Source organism: Bradyrhizobium sp. Ghvi, assembly GCF_900115265.1.
Taxonomy (GTDB): Bacteria; Pseudomonadota; Alphaproteobacteria; order Rhizobiales; family Xanthobacteraceae; genus Bradyrhizobium.
On sequence record NZ_FOVU01000021.1, the window covers coordinates 1 to 20,071 of the forward strand.

18 protein-coding genes and 1 pseudogene are annotated in these 20,071 nt (G+C 58.3%); 3 read left to right on the forward strand and 16 right to left on the reverse strand.

The genetic code is table 11. The features are described 5' to 3' along the window. A partial coding sequence (locus BM374_RS35645) for a transposase (RefSeq protein WP_143270331.1) occupies positions 1-211 on the reverse strand: 211 nt, incomplete at its 3' end. A gap of 617 nt (positions 212-828) precedes the next feature. Between BM374_RS35645 and BM374_RS35650 the strand changes: the two genes are divergently transcribed. Beyond that, the gene (locus tag BM374_RS35650; protein ID WP_092303393.1) at positions 829-2,250 is read left to right on the forward strand and encodes a M20/M25/M40 family metallo-hydrolase; all 1,422 of its coding nucleotides are present in this window, start codon (positions 829-831) and stop codon (positions 2,248-2,250) included. Positions 2,251-2,698: 448 nt separating this feature from the next. Here the strand turns inward: BM374_RS35650 and BM374_RS40195 are convergent, their stop codons facing one another. The 6 genes and pseudogenes from BM374_RS40195 to BM374_RS40390 all read right to left on the reverse strand — a co-directional run bounded on the left by BM374_RS40195 (position 2,699) and on the right by BM374_RS40390 (position 6,640). Continuing rightward, complete coding sequence (locus BM374_RS40195) at positions 2,699-3,238, reverse strand: TOBE domain-containing protein (protein WP_349510018.1); 540 nt, start codon at positions 3,236-3,238, stop codon at positions 2,699-2,701. 90 nt (positions 3,239-3,328) lie between these two features. Beyond that, positions 3,329-3,800: pseudogene (locus tag BM374_RS40200) on the reverse strand (ABC transporter ATP-binding protein); the annotation flags it as partial. A 13-nt stretch (positions 3,801-3,813) separates the two neighbouring features. Further along, a complete protein-coding gene (locus BM374_RS35660; protein ID WP_092303395.1) occupies positions 3,814-4,614 on the reverse strand; it encodes an ABC transporter permease in 801 nt (266 codons plus the stop codon). Further along, positions 4,604-5,428, reverse strand: coding sequence for an ABC transporter permease (locus BM374_RS35665; protein ID WP_092303397.1), 825 nt, complete (start codon positions 5,426-5,428; stop codon positions 4,604-4,606). Before BM374_RS35665 ends, BM374_RS35660 begins: the two co-directional genes overlap by 11 nt. 158 nt (positions 5,429-5,586) lie before the next feature. Next, entirely contained in the window at positions 5,587-6,441 is an 855-nt protein-coding gene (locus BM374_RS35670; protein WP_092303399.1) for an extracellular solute-binding protein, read from the reverse strand. Then, entirely contained in the window at positions 6,344-6,640 is a 297-nt protein-coding gene (locus tag BM374_RS40390) for a twin-arginine translocation signal domain-containing protein (RefSeq protein ID WP_143270332.1), read from the reverse strand. Before BM374_RS40390 ends, BM374_RS35670 begins: the two co-directional genes overlap by 98 nt. Before the next feature lie 1,251 nt (positions 6,641-7,891). Here BM374_RS40390 and BM374_RS35675 point away from each other — a divergent pair. Beyond that, positions 7,892-8,113 (forward strand): hypothetical protein, encoded by a 222-nt coding sequence (locus BM374_RS35675; RefSeq protein ID WP_092303401.1) that lies wholly within the window; start codon positions 7,892-7,894, stop codon positions 8,111-8,113. Here the strand turns inward: BM374_RS35675 and BM374_RS35680 are convergent. From BM374_RS35680 to BM374_RS35695, 4 genes are all read right to left on the reverse strand, one after another. Further along, positions 8,106-9,287 (reverse strand): M24 family metallopeptidase, encoded by a 1,182-nt coding sequence (locus tag BM374_RS35680; RefSeq protein ID WP_092303403.1) that lies wholly within the window; start codon positions 9,285-9,287, stop codon positions 8,106-8,108. The genes BM374_RS35675 and BM374_RS35680 overlap by 8 nt on opposite strands. An 807-nt stretch (positions 9,288-10,094) precedes the next feature. Then, positions 10,095-11,084 carry a threonine/serine dehydratase family protein gene (locus BM374_RS35685; RefSeq protein WP_092303405.1) on the reverse strand — a complete coding sequence of 330 codons (990 nt, stop codon included), beginning with the start codon at positions 11,082-11,084 and terminating at the stop codon, positions 10,095-10,097. Between the two features lie 168 nt (positions 11,085-11,252). Continuing rightward, a complete protein-coding gene (locus tag BM374_RS35690) occupies positions 11,253-11,627 on the reverse strand; it encodes a cupin domain-containing protein (RefSeq protein WP_092303407.1) in 375 nt (124 codons plus the stop codon). A 28-nt stretch (positions 11,628-11,655) separates the two neighbouring features. After that, complete coding sequence (locus BM374_RS35695; RefSeq protein WP_092303470.1) at positions 11,656-13,047, reverse strand: FAD-dependent oxidoreductase; 1,392 nt, start codon at positions 13,045-13,047, stop codon at positions 11,656-11,658. Between the two features lie 139 nt (positions 13,048-13,186). Here BM374_RS35695 and BM374_RS35700 point away from each other — a divergent pair, with 139 nt between their 5' ends. Next, positions 13,187-13,663, forward strand: coding sequence for an Lrp/AsnC family transcriptional regulator (locus tag BM374_RS35700; RefSeq protein WP_092303409.1), 477 nt, complete (start codon positions 13,187-13,189; stop codon positions 13,661-13,663). An 85-nt stretch (positions 13,664-13,748) separates the two neighbouring features. Here BM374_RS35700 and purU read toward each other — a convergent pair whose 3' ends face one another. The 5 genes from purU to BM374_RS39705 all read right to left on the reverse strand — a co-directional run bounded on the left by purU (position 13,749) and on the right by BM374_RS39705 (position 20,060). After that, a complete protein-coding gene (purU, locus tag BM374_RS35705) occupies positions 13,749-14,612 on the reverse strand; it encodes a formyltetrahydrofolate deformylase (protein WP_210188623.1) in 864 nt (287 codons plus the stop codon). A gap of 61 nt (positions 14,613-14,673) precedes the next feature. Continuing rightward, positions 14,674-17,181, reverse strand: coding sequence for a GcvT family protein (locus tag BM374_RS35710; RefSeq protein ID WP_092303411.1), 2,508 nt, complete (start codon positions 17,179-17,181; stop codon positions 14,674-14,676). Between the two features lie 8 nt (positions 17,182-17,189). After that, positions 17,190-17,489 carry an acyl-CoA dehydrogenase family protein gene (locus tag BM374_RS38255; RefSeq protein WP_143270333.1) on the reverse strand — a complete coding sequence of 100 codons (300 nt, stop codon included), beginning with the start codon at positions 17,487-17,489 and terminating at the stop codon, positions 17,190-17,192. Between the two features lie 702 nt (positions 17,490-18,191). Continuing rightward, positions 18,192-19,148, reverse strand: coding sequence for a bifunctional methylenetetrahydrofolate dehydrogenase/methenyltetrahydrofolate cyclohydrolase FolD (folD, locus tag BM374_RS35720; protein WP_092303415.1), 957 nt, complete (start codon positions 19,146-19,148; stop codon positions 18,192-18,194). A 480-nt stretch (positions 19,149-19,628) separates the two neighbouring features. Beyond that, positions 19,629-20,060 (reverse strand): peptidase dimerization domain-containing protein, encoded by a 432-nt coding sequence (locus BM374_RS39705; protein ID WP_244552824.1) that lies wholly within the window; start codon positions 20,058-20,060, stop codon positions 19,629-19,631. Positions 20,061-20,071: the final 11 nt, after the last annotated feature.

The following is a 20,071-nucleotide window of genomic DNA, read 5'->3' on the forward strand; positions in this document are numbered from 1 at the left end:
CCAGCAACCGTTTCAGCCGCGTGTTCTCGTCCTCCAGCGTCTTCAGCCGCTTGGCCTCCGACACCTCCAGCCCACCGAACTTGGCCTTCCATTTGTAGATGCTGGCGTCGCTGACGCCATGCTTGCGGCAAAGATCGGCGACCGACACGCCGGCCTCATGCTCCTTCAAAATCCCGATGATCTGTTCTTCCGTAAAGCGGCTGCGCTTCATGCTCTGGTCCTTGTCGTGGGCCAGAACGAACTTCAAACTGGATTAAGCCCGAGGGGCAAGGTCAGCCCGCACCTCGGGGGTGACCTTGCAAAGCTCGATCCCCGCGACCTTCTCAACCGAAAAGCTCAATTTTGGATATTGCCGGGTCGCAAATTTGAATTTCGCTAATCTAACGCCTCGTGCAGCAGAAATTCTGCGCATGATGGGCCGAGCGTGACGTTTCCGTCATCGGCGTTTGAGGCGACGCCCTCAAGGCTCAAGAGGTGGATGTAATTTGGAATGATCGGAGCGGCAAATTGCTACGCTGAACGATTCGCAAGCCGGTGTTTAGCCTCGCCGGCGCTCAACTCGCGCGCGAATCGGATCCTGGACTCGAGGCTTCTCCGATCGCAATGCGGCAATATTCAGCTGTAAGCAACCCTCCCTACGCCTTGCCGGCGGGCACATCCACAACAGCCATACGTGTTCGCCGAAAAAACATACTTGGCTGTTCGAAAAAGCCGAGTTTCGGCGAACAATAGCATCGAATGCGTGCCTTCGCCGCGTCATCAATCCTATCATGACTAGGTAGTTTCAGCCTAGACTGGCTAATATCTCCGAGAAAGCGAGTGCCGCCTATGAGTGCGGATACTGCCCCGATCGCCGGCGTGGAATTGTCCAGGGTTTTCGAGCACATCGAGACGAATAAAGATCAGTTCGTCAGTCGTTTGCTCGATTACCTGAGACACCCCAGTATCAGCGCCCACAACATCGGCATCGGCGAGGTGGCCGAACTCCTTGTACACATGCTGAGTCGCCTGGGGTTCGAAGCTCGGACGATTCCGACATCCGGGCACCCGATGGTAGTGGGGCGCTGGGAGTGCGCTCCTGGATCACCAACGGTCTTGCTCTACGGCCACTATGACGTTCAGCCTCCAGATCCGCTGGACGCCTGGATCAGCCCACCATTCGAACCGACGATCCGAGAAGGGCGCATATATGCGCGCGGCGCCGGAGACAATAAGGGTCAACATTTCGCTCAGATCCTGGCCGTTGAGTCATATTTGGCGGTCCATGGCCGGTTGCCATGCAACGTCCTGTTCCTGCTAGAAGGCGAAGAAGAGAACGGAAGCCCGCACATAGCGGATTTCGTTCGCGCCCACCGCGACCAGCTAAGAACAGACCTGGTCGTAACAGCCGATGGCCCTTTGCACGAGTCAGGTCGGCCGGTCATTACGTACGGCGTTCGCGGAATCGCGGCCTTCGAACTGCGGGCCCGCGCGGCCAATAGCGATGTTCATTCAGGCAACTTCGGCGGTGTCGTCCCAAACCCGATCTGGATGCTGGTACACTTGCTGGCAACAATGAAGAATGCAGACGGGGAGATTACAGTTGATGGCTTTTATGATGATGTCGTGGCGCCAACAGACCTTGACCGCGCCGCAGCAGCACGATTGCCTTTGGACCCTGAAGACATCAAGCGGAGTCTCGGCCTCAAAGTGCTGGACAGCCCGGCAGATCGGCTGCTGGGGGATAGGCTCATGTTTCACCCAACGTTGACCATCAACGGATTCAACGGCGGCTATGGTGGCCCCGGAGCGAAAACAGTCCTGCCCCACGAGGCCCTCGTCAAATGTGATGTCCGTCTTGTAGAACGGCAAGACCCTGATGACATTCTAGCGAAGATAGAGGCTCACGTGAAAACGCGCGCTCCGCACGTCGAGTTCGTTCGCCTCGAGTCCACGCCGCCGTCGAGGACGCCGCTTGATGCACCGTTTTCAGACGTTGTTCAGTCTGCAGTGCACACCGCGCACGGCGTAGAGCCTCTCATCTACCCCTCGCTTGGCGGATCCCTGCCGGACTACGTGTTCACGAAGATCCTCGGCGTCCCCTCGTTTGTGGTGCCCTACGCCAACTTCGACGAAGCCAATCACGCTCCGAACGAGAACATCAAGATTGACTGCTTTCTGAAGGGAGTACGCACCGGAGCGGCTCTCCTGGATGCATTGGGCAGGTTTGAATGCTCACGTGAATCAGCTCCCGCGGAACCGGCCCCTTGAAACCAGGTTCTTCTTCCCGGCAAAAAGGAGGGCTCGGCTGCATCAAACTGCTCAGCCGACGGCCTTGGGCTAAAGGAAAGGCGTTGGATGGGCGAGCAAGCAGTCTTGACAGGGGGCGACGATCTGACGTGCCGGGAGCTGGCATTGGCATGACGGGTCGAAACGTCCCTTCCCCAACCCATGCTCGCCCACTTCGCTCAGTCGCAATCCCGTTACCCACAACGTCCTTCAGGCTGACTTCCGACTCTGTTTCAGGGTGTGGGTCAGCATTGGCCTGCAGCTCCACACGATCATCTTGCCTTCGATCGGGCGCAGGTCCGCAGCTTCAGTCAGGGACCATGGCAATGATCAAGTGCGTCAGCGGACTCGATTTTGGTCGGTGACCTCGGAACAGCGTTTGGCCTGGGGTCCTTCTTCCCGTACACGCTCGAATTAGTTGAGCGCGGGCTCAGGAATGACCTTCATTCGCTGGAATGACGCGGATGTCATTCGCGCCGATTGTGATGCTGAGGAGATCGCCGGGACTCAAATTGCGCCCGAACGGAAAGCGCTCCTGCATCGTCAGTTGCTCTCCGTTGATGTCAAGCATGATCCGCGTCGCGCCTCCATAGTAATGTGCCTGAAGGACGCGGGCCTGACAGGACAGTCCGGCAGCGCCATCAGCCGACAGCTTGACGTGTTCTGGCCGGATCACCGCGGTCGCAGGCCCAGCACTCCAATTACCCGCCAGACGCAGCCCGGCAACGGACGTGAAACTGCCATCAGTTCCTACCGTTCCTTTCAGGAGAGAACACCAGCCGATGAATTTGGCGACGAACGGCGTCGCCGGCGTCTCGTAGATCTCGCCAGGCGTACCAACCTGCTCGACCCGACCGGCGTTCATGACGACAATGCGGTCCGACATCGTCAGCGCCTCTTCCTGATCATGCGTCACAAACAGTGTCGTGACATTGACGCTGCGCACCACTTCTCGCAGCTCTTCTCGCATGCGCACCCGCAGCTGCGCGTCCAGATTTGAGAACGGCTCGTCAAGCAGCAGTACTGCCGGTCTCATCGCGAGTGCGCGCGCTAGGGCAACCCGTTGCTGCTGACCACCTGAAAGTTGACTCGGGCAGTCGCCGGGCCAGATGGGGCAACTCAACAAGCTTGAGCATCTCATCAACCCGCTCCTCGCGCTTGTCGCGAGGCCACTTCAGATTTTCCAGTCCAAATGCGATGTTTTCAGCGACGCTCATGTGCGGAAACAAGGCATAACTCTGAAACACCATTCCAGTATCCCGCCGATAAGGCGGCTGATGCGTCATGTCGACGCCATTGATACTTATGGTGCCCGAGGTCGGCTCTACAAATCCAGCGACCATGCGCAGGGTCGTTGTCTTGCCGCAGCCTGATGGTCCAAGCAGGCAAAGCAGTTCGCCACGACGGACGCCGAGCGACGTGTCTTCGACAGCAGCGAGCTCCCCGTAGTACTTTGAAACAGAGCGCAATTCGACGACAAAATCACCAGCTTCTCGCACGGTGTTTTCATGCTCTTTCGACAGTGCTAGCATCTTCCCTCTCGTCTTACGCTAATCTTTCTGTGCCGATCAAACGCTCAATCGCCAGGATGACGACCATTGTCACCACGATCATGAGACTCGATACGGCCGCAACCAGTGGGTCAGAACTCGTATCGAGGTAAGCAAAGATCTGCACCGGCAGGGTCACGCGACCGCCATAGGTGAGAAACGCCGAAACCGTCACGTTTCCGAACGATGTCACAAAGGCAAAGATCGCAGCAGAGAGCAAGCCGGGCAGGATGAGCGGCAAGGTAATACGGCGAATGACCCGCAACGGCGTCGCCCTGAGGTTCATCGCCGCCTGCTCAAGCTGCTGGTCGTGCAGGGTAAGGCTCGCGAGAATCGTGCGAACGACGTACGGGATCGCAAGAACCAGATGGCCCAGGAGCAACGGGTAGATTGTCTGCGTAAGGTCCAGCCACGCGAAGAGCTGCAACAGTCCGATGCCCAGCACGACAGCCGGGACGATCAATGGCGAGAAAGCCAGACCCTGCAGGAACGCTTTCCCTCGAAAGGAAAACCGGTTGATTGCGAACGCGGCGGAAAAGCCAATTGCCAGCGCGATGATGGCAACGAGCACGGCAAGGTACGTGCTGGTCCAGAGCGCAGTCATGAACAGATCGTTCTCGAACGCCGCCCTATACCAGCGCAGAGAAAAGCCAGTGGGAGGGAAGCTCATCGTCTCGCCGTTGGTGAAAGATGACATAACGACCAGAATCGCTGGCAGCGTGAGAATCGAATAGACGAGCACGCGAATGATCGCGCCAGTCACAGCCATTGCGTGGTCAATGAGATCAAAGCGCATGACGACGCCCTCGAACGATGAAACGTGACGCAGCCAAAGCGTTGAGCGCCGCGGTAAAACCAAGTCCGCTCACGAAGAGGACGAAAGCCATGGCTGCTCCGGACGGCCAGTTCAGTTCCGCCATGATGCGCTCATAGATGAGGCTTCCGAGCATCGCGACGCGACTTCCACCGATAAGACGCGGCGTGATGAATGCTGAAACCGACAGCACGAAGACGAGATTGAAGCCAACGAGAATACCAGGAACCGCGAGTGGAATTATAACCTTTCGGAAAGTGGCAAAACGATTGGCGCGCAGGTTTGCAGCCGCCTGCTCCAGCACTGGATCTATTTGTGTCACGACACTCATGACAGACAAAATCATGAATGGAAGGAACTGCTGCACCAGGACAATCAGCACGGCAGGCCGTGAAAAGAGGAGGATTTTCGGCGAGGCAAAAATCCCGAGACTTACGAAGAGCGAATTGAGGAGACCGTTCCGGCCAAGGATTATCAACCAGCCAAATACGACGACGACGAGACTGAGCGTCAGCGGCATGATGACAATAATCATCCGCCATCGCCGCGCCAGTGGCGGCAGGCGCGCAAGCGAATATCCCGTAGGAAAGCCGATCACCACGCAGATAAGGCTGACAACAAGTCCGTCGAAAAACGTCTCCACCAGCACTGACGTGTAATACGAATCCGAGAAGAAGTGGAAATATTGCTCAAGGCTGAAACCGCTGCCCTCGAGAAGATGGTTGCCGGACAGAAAACTCGACCGCAGCAATCCGAGCACCGGCACCACCAGAAAACCGGTGAGAAGAATGATCATTGGGGCCAGCAAAAGCGCTGGCCTCACGATACGTCGACTAAGCAGAGGCTCCTTCACGATCGACCTTCCAATAACTGGTAGGGACCTGCTGAATTTAGAGTGGTCTTGCGCAGACCCTCAAGGGTCTGCGTAACACCACAATGGTATCGCCCCCCAACCTAGCTTCGAATTATCTTATTGACCTTTTCGATCCGGCCACTGCGTCCTTCCCACAGCTTTTCCCAGTCAATCTTCTTCTTCAGCGCATTGCGCTCAGGGGAGTTGAACAGGAGGTCCTGGCGAAGTTCGTCGGGCAACTTGACGTCCGTGGTGGCGCCAAACCGAAGCGCCTGAGGCAGTCCGAGCATACCTTGATCCGAGAGCAGCTGCTCAGCAAACGCGTGGGCGGCTTCCGGATATTTCATCCCCTTGACGACATTGACATAGCTCGTCGTCGCGTACACGCCTTGAGGCGGAACAACGGTCACGATGGGGATGCCCTTCGTTCGAAGTTCGTAGGCGCGGCCATCCCAGAAGAATCCCGCATAGACCTCTTCGTTCTGGAACATCTGCAGCTCGGCGACGGTTGTCTGCGCGAGCGCGACAATATTCCTCTTCGCGGCGGCCAGCACCTTGAACGCTGGCTCCAAGTCCGAAACCGAGCCACCATTTTCCTCGGCCAAGCCAAGAAGATACAGGGCGCTGGCGACGTTGTCCGGGGTCGGAATGACCGCGCGATCGGCGAGATCAGCCCGGGCAATATCCGAGTACGACGTGAGTGGCTGCTTGATGTATTTTGAATTGTACACAGGAACGACGGACGAGACGCAGAATGGCACACCGTAATCGCCGTATTCTCGGAAGCCGGGAAGGATGCGTTTGATGTTGGGAACGTCTGACGCCTTGATCTCTTCGATGACACCAGCCTTAAGGAGTTCAATTATGTAAGAGCTGTCGGCCATAAACATGTCGTACGGAGGATTGTCCTTGTTCGCGATCAGTTTGACGAGGTCTGCTCCTGTCGCACCGGCGATGAATTTGGCTCTTCAGTCCGTACTTCTCTTCGAGTGGCGCGACCACACTCTTTCGAAGAGCTTCGTCGAAGGCGCCACCGAATCCGTTTGCACGCAAGGTAATGCCGGCAAATTTTTTCGACTGAGCCCGGACGTACGGCATGGCCACTGCGCCGGCGGCGGCCGCTGTCGCGAATTTTAAGAACGCTCGCCTTTTCATTTTCCCGACCTCCCTCTCTATTGTTTCACCTGCTTCTCACTTTTACAAAAGAGGTTCGGCGGCAAGAACTCTCGTTGCGTCGAGCAGGCCGGACTATTCATCGGGCGGAGACTCCGGTATCGCTGCCGAAGCGTCATGCGCCGCTCCTGACTGCCACTCAGCTGTCTCTCAGCAACCTTCCGGCCATTCCCTTTGAGCGAAAATTCGAGGTGGCTCTGCACATTCAGGTGCAGAAAAAGCACATGGCTTCGGAAAACGATACGCTCGTTGCGCCGCCAGGACAGCACTGAAGCGATGGAAGGACCGGAATCGAGGAGTCGCCCCCTCAGGTGACTCGAAGCCGGCGAGTAGCAACAGTCGGTGGTCCAAGCCGACCCGCTCGCACCGAGAACAGCCACGAACTCGAGAAAGATCAGCCGCAAGTCCCTGGCCGCGGCGACGCGCCCGTAGCTCTCGGTGACTTGGCAAATTCGGCCTCCTCTTGAGCCGGCTGATTCCGTGACTTTGGTCAACCGCTAGGTCCTATCTCACGCAAATATTACCGGACCGTCCATCTGAGTTTAATTGATATTGAGCCTGCCATAGCAGAAATCCTGCAACTTCAAGCCATCACGTGAAGATTTCGTGCGCCTTTGCGGCGTATTATGCTTGGCTCCTGGCACAAACTGCGGCGGCAGGCCCAGCCGGCAATCATGGTCGGCACAGTCGCGGTCACAGCACCCATTGCATGAAGGCAGGGCACTGGCGGACTATCGGCAAGGATTTCGGCGGTCCTACGGTACTAGATTACATTCGGGGCTTGCGGCGAAGTACGGGCGAGGTGTTCAGCTAGAACGAGTCTAATTCGCAAGGCGCATCTGTTGCGCGCGATGCCGGAATTCTGAACGGAAGCACTGGTCACGCTGCCGCGATCGGACCATTGCTGACTCAGCAGAAGCCGTCCTGATGCTTCTCACAATTGCCGGGCTCACGGCGTCAAGCGCGATCCCGTCGCAGGATGAACTGGACCTTGCCTGAAAGCTTCAATGCGTTGGAAAGCAACGGACTTTTCGCTGGTCCTCGAACCAGCGCCCATCTGGCGCGCCCCGAGGACTCTCTGATGTTGATCAGACAAGAAACGCCATCAACGATTGTGCGCCAATGCAACCGGCGCCACGCCTTCTCCATGAATGATCGTTGGGGGCCGTCAGAGCTCCTCGCGATCACGTCGACGTCAGCGGCTCATAAACACATGACCGGAACCGGCGCGAGATGCAGGCGCCGGTGTGGCTCGAGACAGCCTGGTTCCCCGATCTTACCGACAACTGGCATGCGTTTTCAGAGGACCGCAAAATCCATGTGACAGCAAATGCTTCCCTCGTGCTTCTGCTGATCAAGGAAGGGAAGGGTCTCTCCGCGAGCAGCAAGTCGCCGCGACGCGCGCCGGTCGGCGACTGGCCGTCGGAGAAACCCTACAGGCTCCAGCTCAAGTGATTTCGAAAAGCTTCCGTGGCGCACTCGTCAGCACTTCGACGCCGGACTCGGTCACACGCAAGGTCTCGCTGATGACATAACCGAAGTCCTCATCCCCATCGATCATCCAGTTACCCAGATGCAGATGGAAGGTCATGTTCGGCTTCAGAACCGTCATATCCCCTTCTTTGAAGCTGGCTACCCGCTCCATCCAATCGATGCCAACGGGGTAGCCACAACGGGACTCTTTCTTGACGCCCAGCTTCTCAATCGTGCGATAGACTGCCTGGGCGACGTCGTTGCAGGTACGTCCCGCACGGACGGTGGCCAGCCCGGCCTCCAGGCCGGCGACTTCGGCCTCATGTACGCGACGGAGACGGTCCGAGGGCCGGCCGATTGAGAAGGTTCGGCTGATCGGCGCAGTATAGCCATGGCGCACACCGGCGATCTCAACGTTGGCCTGCGAGCCGTCGCGAAGGACATTCTCGGTCCACGGGATGTGGCTTGTTCCGATGAGCGGCGAGACGCATAAATAGGGGTTTGCAATCCACGTTCCGGGCTTGCCATTGGCGCCGCGCAACAGCGTCGTGACAATCTCGGCCATGGCGTCCGCCTCTCGCACGCCAGGGCGTATCACTTCCGCCGCACGTATGATTCCCGCATCGGTGATCGCAGCCGCTTCCTTCATGAGGGATATCTCGAGATCGGACTTGACCATTCGGATCAAGGTCACGGCGCCAGCGCAATCCACGATTCTCGCCTGAGGCAGTAGTGCCTTGAACTTCTCCGCCGATCTGGCCGGGAGGTGATCTAATTCGAGGCCGACGCCGCGCTTTGCGACACCGAGTTCGAGAAGGAAATCGATCAATGCGTCGTAGCCATCCTTGTCAGGGTTGCCTATGAGCGCTTCTGGATAGCCAATTACCTTATCACGCCCCATGAAGGTCTGATGCACGGCTGCGGGCCCATCCTGCTTGCGCAGGATGATCGTTGGCTCCTCCTGCTGGATCGAAACCACAAGTCCTTGTGGGACGGAAAACGATCGCGCGGTGTAGCCCGTGAGATAGGCGATGTTCGAGGGGTTGGTTACCACGAGCGCATCGATGTCGCGCCGCGTGATTTCTGATTTCACTTCGGCAAGCCTGCGCAAGTACTCAGTTCGCGGGAAGGCCTGCGGCCCTTTGCTGATCATCATTGTCTTAGCTCCATCGGGTCCCACCTCGGATCAACCACTTGCGATTGTGGATGAGATGAGAGAGGCATCGGGAAGTTTGTTGCAGATCTGCTTCGCGAAGGCGAGGACGTCGGGCAAAGGCCAAGCAGCAGGTATTGTAGGACGCTTCGACACGCGACGGCATCGTCTCACCATGAGATTATTACCGGGACTGAACGCCTAATTTCGCTGATGTAGGCGCCTTGACGGCCGAAACTCTGCGCCCACCGCCGAGCATCCGAAGCATTCACGCGATTAAAGAGACCACGCGAGCAGCGCGCGCGAGATTATCCCCGATTCGAACAGGTGCGAGTCCGGCAAGAGGCTTTTCTGCCAACACCGATCACCGCCTCACGAGGAGCGAGTTCGTTATGCTGTCGGGTAATAATCCGCCGCCAACCGTCGAACATCGCGCGCCATAATAGCGGCATCGTGAAGCTGCCACAGAGTACGCAAGGCCAACCCGGCTGTCGGAGCTAGAGCATCGAAGCGAGAGCCAATGTCTCGCCGAACCAGGTGCCAGACGAGACCAGCCAGCTCAAGGACGACGGCAGCACCGGCGGTGGTCAAGCAGGGACCGACAGCCCCAGTGCTGATCGGCCGACCGCAGTTCACCACGATGCCCCATCCAAGCGATGGTGACGGCACGGTGAACAGCAACTTCAAGGGTACTTGCCCAAGACACGAAACAGACACCGTCAAAGAAACGCGTCGGTTTCGTGCATTGACGATCGGGCTCACGACGATAAGCGCGAACGGGCGGAGCTCAATGCTCCACCCTCCTCAGGTTCAGTGTCGGGCAACAAATTCTGCGAACAGGTCGGCATCGATATTGCCGCCCGAGAGCACGATGACGACGTTATTGCCGGTCGCATCGAGACGACCCGCAAGAAGCGCCGCAAGAGCGATGGCGCCGCCGGGCTCGACTACGAGCTTCAATTCTCGGTATGCAAACGCGATCGCAGCACCGACTTCCGCATCCGACGCCGTGACGCCGCGCGACAGGAGCTTGCGGTTGATGGCGAAGGTGATCTCGCCCGGCATCAACGCCATCAGCGCGTCGCAGATGGTGCGGCCACCGGACGCGTGCGGTTCACGATGCCCAGCGGCGAGTGAGCGGCTGTGATCGTCAAAGCCCTCAGGCTCGGCCGCGATCAGTTGCGCCTGTGGATAGCGCGCCTTCACCGCGGTCGCAATACCGGCGATCAGGCCGCCACCGGAGGTTGGCGCCACCACGATATCAGGCTTAGTCCCGAGCGCCGCCATGTCTTCCAGAATCTCACGACCGGCCGTGCCCTGCCCTGCGATCACGAAGGGATCGTCATAGGGCTTGACCAGCGTCGCGCCGCGCTCCTCGGCGATGCTTCGTGCGATCGCCTCGCGGTCGCCGCGGTCACGATCATAGAGCACGACTTCGGCGCCGTAGGACTTGGTACGCTCGCGTTTCGACAGCGGGGCATCCGACGGCATGACGATGGTCGCCTGCACGTTGAGAATCCTGGCCGCCGCCGCCACGCCCTGGGCGTGGTTGCCTGAGGAGAACGCGACGACGCCTTTGCTGCGCTTGTCCTCCGGAATCGAGGAGATCTTGTTGAAAGCGCCGCGAAACTTGAAGGAGCCGGTCCGCTGCAGCATCTCCGCCTTCAGGAAGACATTTGCGCCGACGCGCTCGTTGAGCGCCGGGGACGACAGAAGCGGTGTGCGGATGGCGAAGGGCGCGATCACGCGTGCCGCAGCATCGATGTCGGCGGGGCCGACCGGGAGAGATTGTTCCATCATAGCCAATTTTCAGCAGCAGAACCGAAGATCTGCGAAGTTCACCTTCTTTGTGGGTACGCCCCCTGCCTTCGGTCTGTCCGACGGCGCAGGCATGAAAGCGTGATTGCGGTCCTGATCGCAGCCTCCGACGCTCGGACGCAATGCTCAGGATGTTCGGTCAGTCTGCGATCACACTCGCGAGCGTGCCCCAGGAAGAATGACGTACGCCTTTCGAAGCGGCTCGATGACATTCCATTCGCCATTCGTGTTCGCGTGAAAATATATGGAGTCGCCGGCCTCAAGAACGACCGCGGGACCACCATCTGGCGTAAACGTACAGCGTCCCGACAGAAAGGTGCAGAATTCCGCCTCGGCAACTTGACGAAGCCATCTTCCAGGCGAGCATTCCCAGACGCCGACGTTGGTTTCGTCCGTCGCGGAGTGGAAGGCAACCTTGCTGCGCATAATCGAGACCGGCTCACCGACCGGGCGAGAAACCGGGCTGATGCTGTCGAGGGAGTCGGAGGGCAGGTTGACGGGTGCTTTGAGAACAACCGGAGTCATGATCTATTCCTGTTTGTAGGTTGAAATGTCAGTTGCGCCTCGAAGGCACATAACCGACGGGAGCAAGCTTCGCGATCGCAAGAGTAAGGGCGTCGGGGCGCCGGGCACGATCTTCCAGGCCCTCCTTCCGGCGTAAGGCTTCGCGCACAAGGATAGAACCGACATAGCGGAAAGGTTCTATCGGGAATTCTTCGACATCGTCACGGACCAATCCGCAGTGGGACCACTGGTTTGCTTCGTCGAGAGCAAGCGAGGCGAGTATCCTTCCACCCAGGACGGTCGGCCCGATGCCCTGGCCGGAAAAGCCGATGCCGAAAAAAATGTCCGGGTGATCGTCCAGACGGCCGAAGAACGGCAGACCGTCCACGGATCTGTCGATTGGGCCAGTCCAGGATGATTCGACGTCCATGCCATGAAGCATCGGGTAAAGGTTCCGGAAGCTTTCTTCCACTTCGCCGGCTCTGGGCGATGGCCCTTCATAGTGATCGGCGACCCGCCCGGCGAACGCGAAGTGTCCCAGCGATTTGCCGAAGACGATGCGGCCATCAGGGGTATTTCGGTAATAGTTCAGGAACATGCGGGAATCGCATATCGCAACTCCCTTTTTTAAGCCGATCTCGTTCAGCTGGTCCGGGTTGGCCGTCGTTGCGATCATATCGCTGGACACGATTGCCACTTTGCGGCGCAGATGTGAGAACTGGGCCCCCCAGGCGTTCATGGCCAGAACGACCTTCTCGCTCGTAACTGAGCCTTTGCGAGTTACGACTTTTGGGGTCCTGGTCCGCTCAAGGCGGGTCATGGGCGAATGCTCGTAGATCGTCACGCCCAGCTTCTGAGCATGAGTTCGGAGGCCAAGCGCAAGGATGGCCGGCTGGACCGTGGCGGCACCTGGTTCGAAGACGCCGGCCAGATTGCGATCGGTCCCGCCCAAGCGCGCCACTTCCGCATTGTCCAGAACCTCAAAGGGCCGCACATGATGCTTGGCCAGCTCATTGAGCAGGACATTCCAGCAGCCGACTTGTGTTGCAGAGGTCGCGGTCCAAAGCCACCCGTCCGCGCGGAACTCCGCGTCTATGCCATTCTCCCGGCAGAAAGTGCCGATTTCCAATACCGCTTCTGCCGAACTTTTTGCAATCCGAGCGGCTTCATGCGTACCGCATTTCTTGTGCAACGAGAGGTATTTGGCCCAGTAGCTGGTGACGAATCCGCCGTTGCGCCCGCTTGCGCCCGCCCCACACAGATCCCTTTCCACCACGACGACTTTGAGGGAGGGCGACTCTTCCTTGATCCTGATGGCTGTCCATAATCCCAAGTAACCGCCGCCGACGATCGTCACGTCAGCCAAGACATGCTTCGACAGCGACCGCACTTGCGGCTTCCCAAGGCGCTCGAACGCCTGTTTTAACCAGAAATTATCCATCCCAGGCCCGTTGAAATTGTCCATGCATTCAGGATACTGATGCTGCAAGGATATTTGCGTCGCACTTTCCTGCCGCTCGGATGATTTCCTGCATCAGGCACGTATTTTGCGGCGAAGTTCACCTAAGGCTGAAGCCGCTATGCAGTATGATCGAATAGACGCACGCATCCTTGAGATCGTGCAAAAGAATAATCGGCTGACTTCCGAGACGATCGGCGAACTGGCGGGGCTTTCCGCTACCGCATGTCAACGACGCTTGAAGAGGCTCCGCTCAGAAGGCATCATCGAGGCTGACGTCTCGATTGTTTCGCCGAAGGCGGTAGGAAATCCTATCCAAATGCTTGTGCTGGTAACGTTGGAGCGCGAGCGGTCAGATATTATCGATAGGTTCAAGAAGGCCATTAAATCGTCGGCTGAAGTCGTCAACGGATTTTACGTCACTGGCGATGCCGACTTTGTTCTCTACATTACCGCGCATAGCATGGAAGATTATGAGCAATTTACTCGGCGATTCTTTTATGAGAACCCGGACATTAAGGCGGTCAAGACGATGGTCATAATGGACCGCGTAAAGGCGGGTTTTGCGGTTCCGATTGAGACTCCGTCGGAGGAATGACGTGTGTCTCGATCGCGTGGATTTTCGATTGAAGTAGAACCACGAGCAACCCTCTCGCGCCACTCTCTAACTCTGCATGTTTCGGTCAGCCGGTGAAGACGACAGTCTTCCTACCATTCAGTACCACGCGATCCTCAAGGTGATGGCGCACGGCGCGGGCGAGTACGCGCCGTTCAATGTCACGGCCCTTACGGATGAGATCGTCCGGCGTGTCCCGATGCGAGATTCTCTCGACATCCTGCTCGATAATCGGTCCTTCGTCGAGATCGGACGTGACATAATGCGCCGTCGCACCGATCAATTTGACGCCTCGCTCATGGGCTTGGTGATAGGGCTTAGCGCCCTTGAACCCTGGCAAGAAGGAGTGATGAATGTTGATGCAGCGCCCCGACAGTTTGGCCGAGAAGCCGTCCGACAGAATCTGCATGTAACGTGCGAGGACAACGAGATCGGTGTTGGTCTCCTGCACGAGTTCCCAGATTCGCGCCTCCTGCTCCATCTTTGTCTGCTTGGTGACAGGAAGATGATAGAAGGGCAGCTCGGTCAGGTCACTGGAAACCAGATGCTCGCGGCCGTGGTTGGAAACGATTCCCGTCACCTCCATCGGCAGTTCGCCGATGCGCCAGCGATAGAGCAGATCAGCCAGACAATGATCGAATTTGGAAACCAGTAGCATCACACGTTTCTTGACGGCGCTCTGCCGCAAAGAACACTTCATGGCGAAGCGTTCGGCGAGGCCCTCGATCAATGTGATGATTTCCGCCTCTGATTTCGCCAGATCGAGGCGGTCGAAGACAACGCGCATGAAAAAGTGACCGGTCTCGGTATCATCGAACTGCTGAGCGTCGAGGATGTTGCAACCGGCTTCAAACAGAAGACTCGAGACCGCCGAGACGATGCCTGGACGATCAGGGCAGGATAAGGCGAGGATCATGGAACGATCCGACATTGCGGTCCCCGCCCGACGGCGGCCCCTCGAAAACTGCGTTGAAGAATGGTTGAGGTAACAATCATCCCTTGGAGCGTGCCATGAGCAGCTCCGGAGCGATGAGGTCTTCGACCTTGCGCATTTCGCCTTTCACTCGAGTGCGGTTCGAATCATAGAACGCGCGGAGTGATGCGATGGCAGGGTGCCTTTTGCCCGCGATCTCTATCTCGAAAGCTCCTTCAGACAGCCATTCGGCACTCACGCCGCTGTCGGAGTGCAGATATCCCATGCCGACGCCGCAGCCCAGGGTGTGACCGAAGCCGGCGGAGCGCAGATAGCCTACGAGCGATCCATTGCGCCAGACCGGCTCTGTGCCGAACATGAGCGGCACCGCACGGGGCGCAGCCAATTGCACTAGACGTCGACGCGGAACGTGCCCGCGCTGCGGTTCAAGAGCTGCCCGCCCGATGAAATCCTCACGCTTTTTCCACGCGATCGTGAACCCAAGTCCCGCTTCGAGCGGCGAATCCTCATCGCTTACGTCCGCGCCCCAGTCGCGGTAACCCGCCTCAAGACGCAATGTGTTCAGTGCCACGTAGCCCGCGTGACGCAGATCGAGATCGCGTCCTGCAGCGATGAGCGCGTCGTAGACGCCCAGCGCCTGTTCGGTCGGAATGTGCAGCTCCCATCCGAGCTCCCCGACGAAGGTCATGCGGAAAGCGAACGCCAGGGCATAGCCAATCTCGATTTCTCTAACCGCCGCGAACGGAAACGCTGCATCGGAAAAATCCGCCGGGCTCACGCGCATAAGCAGTTCTCGCGAGAGCGGTCCCATAACGGAGAGGCATGTGTAGCCTGACGACACGTCGCTGACGGATACATGACCAGCATCTCTAGCATGCGTTCGCAGCCAGGCGAGATCCCGAATGCGTTGTACGGCGGCCGTTACAACCAGGAATTCCTCTTCGGCCGTTCGTGCGATGGTGACGTCCGACTCCATGCCGCCGCGCTCGTTGAGCCACGGCGTGTACACAATGCGGCCCACTGGAGCGTCAAGATCGTTAGTGGAAAGGCGCTGAAGAAAGGCGAGCGCGTCACGCCCCTGCACCAGCAGATGCGCGAAGGAGGTCTGATCAAACAGAGTCACGCCGGAGCGAGTCGCCTCGTGTTCCGCCCCACTCGCCTTGAACCAATCGTCGCGGGCAAATGTGGCGCAGGCGTTCGCCTCCGCTTCAGGGACGCCAAACCATTGCGCCCGCTCCCACCCGGCAGCCTCGCCGAACTTCGCGCCAGCAGCTAACAGCCGATCATGCAGCGGCGAGACGCGCACGTTACGTGCCGTCGCGGGCGACTTGTGAGGCCAATGCAGGGCGTAAAGGAGCCCAACCGCCTCGCCAGTTCGATCCCGCAAATATCGGCGGTTGCGCTGGAACGGCATAGCGCGTCGAACGTCCATTTCCCAATAGTCGTTGGCGGGCATGCCCGTCGACATCCACTCGGCCATGACTTTTCCAGCCCCGCCCGATGACTCGATACCGCAGGAATTGAAGCCCGAGGCTACATAGAGGCCCCCGATGTCAGGCGCAGGTCCCAGCAGAAATCGGTTGTCCGGCGTGAAGCTCTCCGGACCATTGAAGTTCAATTGGAGCCCCACGTTTGCCAGCTGCGGCATTCGCCGCATGGCATCGGCAAGATAGGGCTCGATGTGATCGAGGTCGTCAGGCAGGGAATCGAAGCTGAACTCACGCGGAATTCCCTCCATCCCCCAAGGTTTGCCGTTGGTTTCGAAGAAACCCACCAGCAACTTGCCCGCATCTTCCTTTGCATAGAAGCACGCATCAAGGTCGCGCACCGTTGGAGTATCGGGCGGCAAGCCGGCAATAGACTCTGTCACGACGTAAAAGTGTTCTGCCGCGTGCAGCGGCACCGTCCAATTGAGATCGGCAGCGAGCGCCCGGGTCCACATCCCCGCGCAGATGACGACTTTTTCAGTGCGCACGATGCCTTCTGCAGTCTCGACGCCGGCGATGCGCCCCTTTTCGACTACGATGCGCGTTACTGGTGTACGCTCCAGGATTTTGGCCCCTCCCTTCCGCGCGCCGACCGCGAACGCGCGCGCCGTATCCACCGGATTCGTCTTGCCATCGGAGGGAATCCACGCCGCTCCAAGTACGTCGGCCACATCGAGCAACGGCACGCGGCGCCTCGCCTCGGCGGCGTCGATAATTTCGACATCGAGCCCGAAGGAGCGTCCCATCGACGCTCCTCGCTTCAGCTCCTCAAGGCGCGCCGGTGTCGCCGCGACAGTAATGGATCCACATTGACGAAATCCGGTGTGCTGCCCAGTCAGCTTCTCGAGTTCTTCGAACAAACCCGCCGTGTATTGGGCCAGCTTCGCCATGTTTTCGCTGGCTCGAAGCTGAGTCACCAGCCCCGCCGCATGCCAAGTGGTCCCGCAGGTGAGCTGATCGCGTTCGAGCAGCAAAACATCGCGATGCCCAAGCCGCGTCAGGTGATAGGCGATGGACAGACCGATGATGCCACCGCCGACGATGACGTATTCGGCATGGGAGGGTAGCTTGTTTTGCATTCGACGACTCAGAAAAATGATTGCAGGCGGATCTGAGCGAGATCCAGGATCAGTGCTCGGATATCATTCGAATCCTCGCGGTCATTTACGGTTTCGCACTTGGCGGCGTGGCGCATCACGTACCCCTCGATCTGGAGATTTCTTTCGCCGTGCCTTTCATGAGCCCCTCCTGCGATATCGAACGATTGCACAAGTGTTGCGCCTGATAGTTGACGCCGCTGTCGACGAACGATGCGTGACACTGTGCGGACTTTCTGCAGCACTCTGCAAAATTCGACCGCCTCCTGAGCATTTTGATTTCCATCCATTGGCCAAACCGAAAGTTTGATGTTTGGATGTTATCGGTCCCCAGATCCGAATTTCATTAATGTGGGCCTTCGCGAAGCAGGAATTCTGCGCCTGATCGGCAAAACTGAAGCTCTTCTGTCGCGCGAGCCTTTGACATTGAGCCGCTCTGAGATTTGGAGCGATCGGCGGGCGTTACCTGACATGCCGATAACGCCAGCCGGCGTTCAGCCGTTTCTCGCCGCCGTTCAATTCGCGATGTGATAAAACCGTGCTTGGAGACCCGCTCGCGATCGCACCCTGTTGAGAACTTCCTGAGGTTGGTCAGGTGTCAATTCCACGGCGTGGCTCCCACGTGATGTACATTGTCCAACGCCCTACCCAATAACTCCGCGAACCACTCTCTTTCTCAAGCCTGACCGTCGCTTCGCACTTCTTTCGAACCCTTGAGGGCATGTTCATCTGCTCAGCCAGGTCGTGCCAAATCAGCGCCTGCCGTTCTCCGGGTATCGCTCAGGAAAAACCGAGCGTCAGGATCGGCCGTTGGCCATGGAAGGCTTCTTCCTGGAGGCGCTCGACGAATACGGACACGCCGTCGCCTGCATCGTCGACAGCTATCGCCGGCTGAGAAACTTGGCGCCACGCTAAGACGGAGTCGCTTTGCTCAGTTCCACGAATAGAGTGATTGCAAGAAATGCCCGCTAAACGGCGACGATGCCGACACTCTAAGTTAACCGCTCCAAATCAAGCGCACGATCGTGCTCCCGCGAGCAGGATTGCGAAATGTAGCTGGATTCAAAATTCCTGACCAAGGACAAACCTCGCCGCGAAACTGCCGCCTTGACGGTGTTCGCGAGCAAGTAGGCAACTGTCATGGGCCCGACACCGCCAGGCACCGGAGTTATGTAGCTTGCGCGCTCGCTCGCCTCGGCGAATGCTACATCTCCGACAAGTCTGATATTGCCGATTGAATCGATCGCACGATTGATACCGACATCAATGACAATCGCACCCGGCTTGAGCCAATTGCCCCTGACAAGCTCAGCGCAACCTGCGGCAGCGACGACGATGTCGGCCTTTCGACAGATACTAGGCAGGTTTCGCGTCTGGAGCTGCGCGCCTGTTACGGTACATCCGGCGTCGCCGAGCAGAAGTGCCAGAGGCTTTCCGACGATATTCGAGCGACCAATAACGACAACGTCGAGACCATTCAAGTCGCTCACGACTGTGTTGATGAGATGGACGATACCCAGCGGAGTGCAAGGCGCGAGAGCTGGTCGACCGGCTGCCAGCCTTCCAACATTGTAGGGATGAAAGCCGTCGACATCCTTGGCCGGACTGATCGCCTCCAGCACGCGCCAACGGTTTATGTGCCCGGGGAGCGGAAGCTGAACCAGGATACCATCTATGGACTCGTCAGCATTGAGCTCCTCTATCACTGCCAGCAGCTCAGCCTCATCGACATCGCTCGGCAGCTGGAATTGCTGAGATTTGAACCCCACGGCTTGCGCCTGTCTGGCCTTTGTCTTCACGTAAACCGAACTGGCCGGATCCTTGCCAACCAGCACCACGGCGAGCCCCGGGGTAAACTTGCATTCGTCCCGGAGTAATGCCACATCGCGCGCGACGCTAGCCCGGAGGGCCTCGGCGATGGACCTTCCATCAATTTTGATAGCCTTCATGACTGAATCCTGAGGACGCTTGAGGCAAGCTGATAAGCTCTCGACGATCCGAGGACGCCGAGACTTAGAAACATGGGGTGCTCATTGGCCACTTCACGCAAGATTCTCCCTCGCATTAGACAACCAGCATTGCTTTACCATTCAGCTCCTAGTGCTGATTCTCGCCCTGCCCTCAGGATAAATGACCACAAACTCGTGTAGAGGTCAGCGGGAACCGCATCGACGACTGTCAGGCTTCGCCATCTACCATCTGTTTACGCACCTATTACCAAGCTGCTGAAGCCGAAATTCCCTAATGTCGTGCCTGACAGCTCAGAAATTCTGCAATTGAACGGAAAACTCATCGCCTTTTCATTCAGCGGTCGACCGCCGAATGTACTTGAGCAGGGCACGAGAGATGATTTGAGCCCGGAAACGTTCGAGCTGGCACGGTACCGATGAAGTCTTGCTGCTTATCACCTACCTAGGATTCAAAGAGGTTCAGAGCGTAAGAACCGAAGACCACGTTGCGCGTGGCGGCTTGACACAATCGGGGGCTGTTGCCGGTCTGATAGATACTCTGCTCTTGTTACGTATCCCACGTCGCGGCCCCGGAGCGACGCCTTCGGCCAGCTCGCGCATGCGTTTCGACAGCAGCGCCCGGCACTCCTGGCTGCAGGTCCTGGTCGTCCCCTGCATGACAACGGAGGGGCAGATGATGTTCGTCGCCTCGCCGCCATGGATGGTCCCGATTGTAATGACTGCGCCGGCGGCGACTGGCATCTCGCGCGAGACCACCTTCTGCACCTCATTGACCAAGGCGGCAGCGATTGCGTCCACGCCGTGATGCGGTGTCGCGCCATGGGCCATTTCGCCGGTGATGGTGAGCTTGAACTGGTCGGCGGATTTGCTTACCGCCCCTCTCCCGTGCACCGAATTTGCCG

Bases quoted from the DNA above. Each gene is read 5' to 3' on its own strand.
- BM374_RS35650 (WP_092303393.1), top strand. From the start codon at position 829: ATGAGTGCGGATACTGCCCCGATCGCCGGCGTGGAATTGTCCAGGGTT.
- BM374_RS40195 (WP_349510018.1), bottom strand. From the start codon at position 3,238: ATGCGAGAAGAGCTGCGAGAAGTGGTGCGCAGCGTCAATGTCACGACA.
- BM374_RS35660 (WP_092303395.1), bottom strand. From the start codon at position 4,614: ATGCGCTTTGATCTCATTGACCACGCAATGGCTGTGACTGGCGCGATC.
- BM374_RS35665 (WP_092303397.1), bottom strand. From the start codon at position 5,428: ATGATCATTCTTCTCACCGGTTTTCTGGTGGTGCCGGTGCTCGGATTG.
- BM374_RS40390 (WP_143270332.1), bottom strand. From the start codon at position 6,640: ATGAAAAGGCGAGCGTTCTTAAAATTCGCGACAGCGGCCGCCGCCGGC.
- BM374_RS35675 (WP_092303401.1), top strand. From the start codon at position 7,892: ATGCAGGCGCCGGTGTGGCTCGAGACAGCCTGGTTCCCCGATCTTACC.
- BM374_RS35680 (WP_092303403.1), bottom strand. From the start codon at position 9,287: ATGATGATCAGCAAAGGGCCGCAGGCCTTCCCGCGAACTGAGTACTTG.
- BM374_RS35685 (WP_092303405.1), bottom strand. From the start codon at position 11,084: ATGATGGAACAATCTCTCCCGGTCGGCCCCGCCGACATCGATGCTGCG.
- BM374_RS35690 (WP_092303407.1), bottom strand. From the start codon at position 11,627: ATGACTCCGGTTGTTCTCAAAGCACCCGTCAACCTGCCCTCCGACTCC.
- BM374_RS35695 (WP_092303470.1), bottom strand. From the start codon at position 13,047: ATGGATAATTTCTGGTTAAAACAGGCGTTCGAGCGCCTTGGGAAGCCG.
- BM374_RS35700 (WP_092303409.1), top strand. From the start codon at position 13,187: ATGCAGTATGATCGAATAGACGCACGCATCCTTGAGATCGTGCAAAAG.
- purU (WP_210188623.1), bottom strand. From the start codon at position 14,612: ATGTCGGATCGTTCCATGATCCTCGCCTTATCCTGCCCTGATCGTCCA.
- BM374_RS35710 (WP_092303411.1), bottom strand. From the start codon at position 17,181: ATGCAAAACAAGCTACCCTCCCATGCCGAATACGTCATCGTCGGCGGT.
- BM374_RS38255 (WP_143270333.1), bottom strand. From the start codon at position 17,489: ATGGATGGAAATCAAAATGCTCAGGAGGCGGTCGAATTTTGCAGAGTG.
- folD (WP_092303415.1), bottom strand. From the start codon at position 19,148: ATGAAGGCTATCAAAATTGATGGAAGGTCCATCGCCGAGGCCCTCCGG.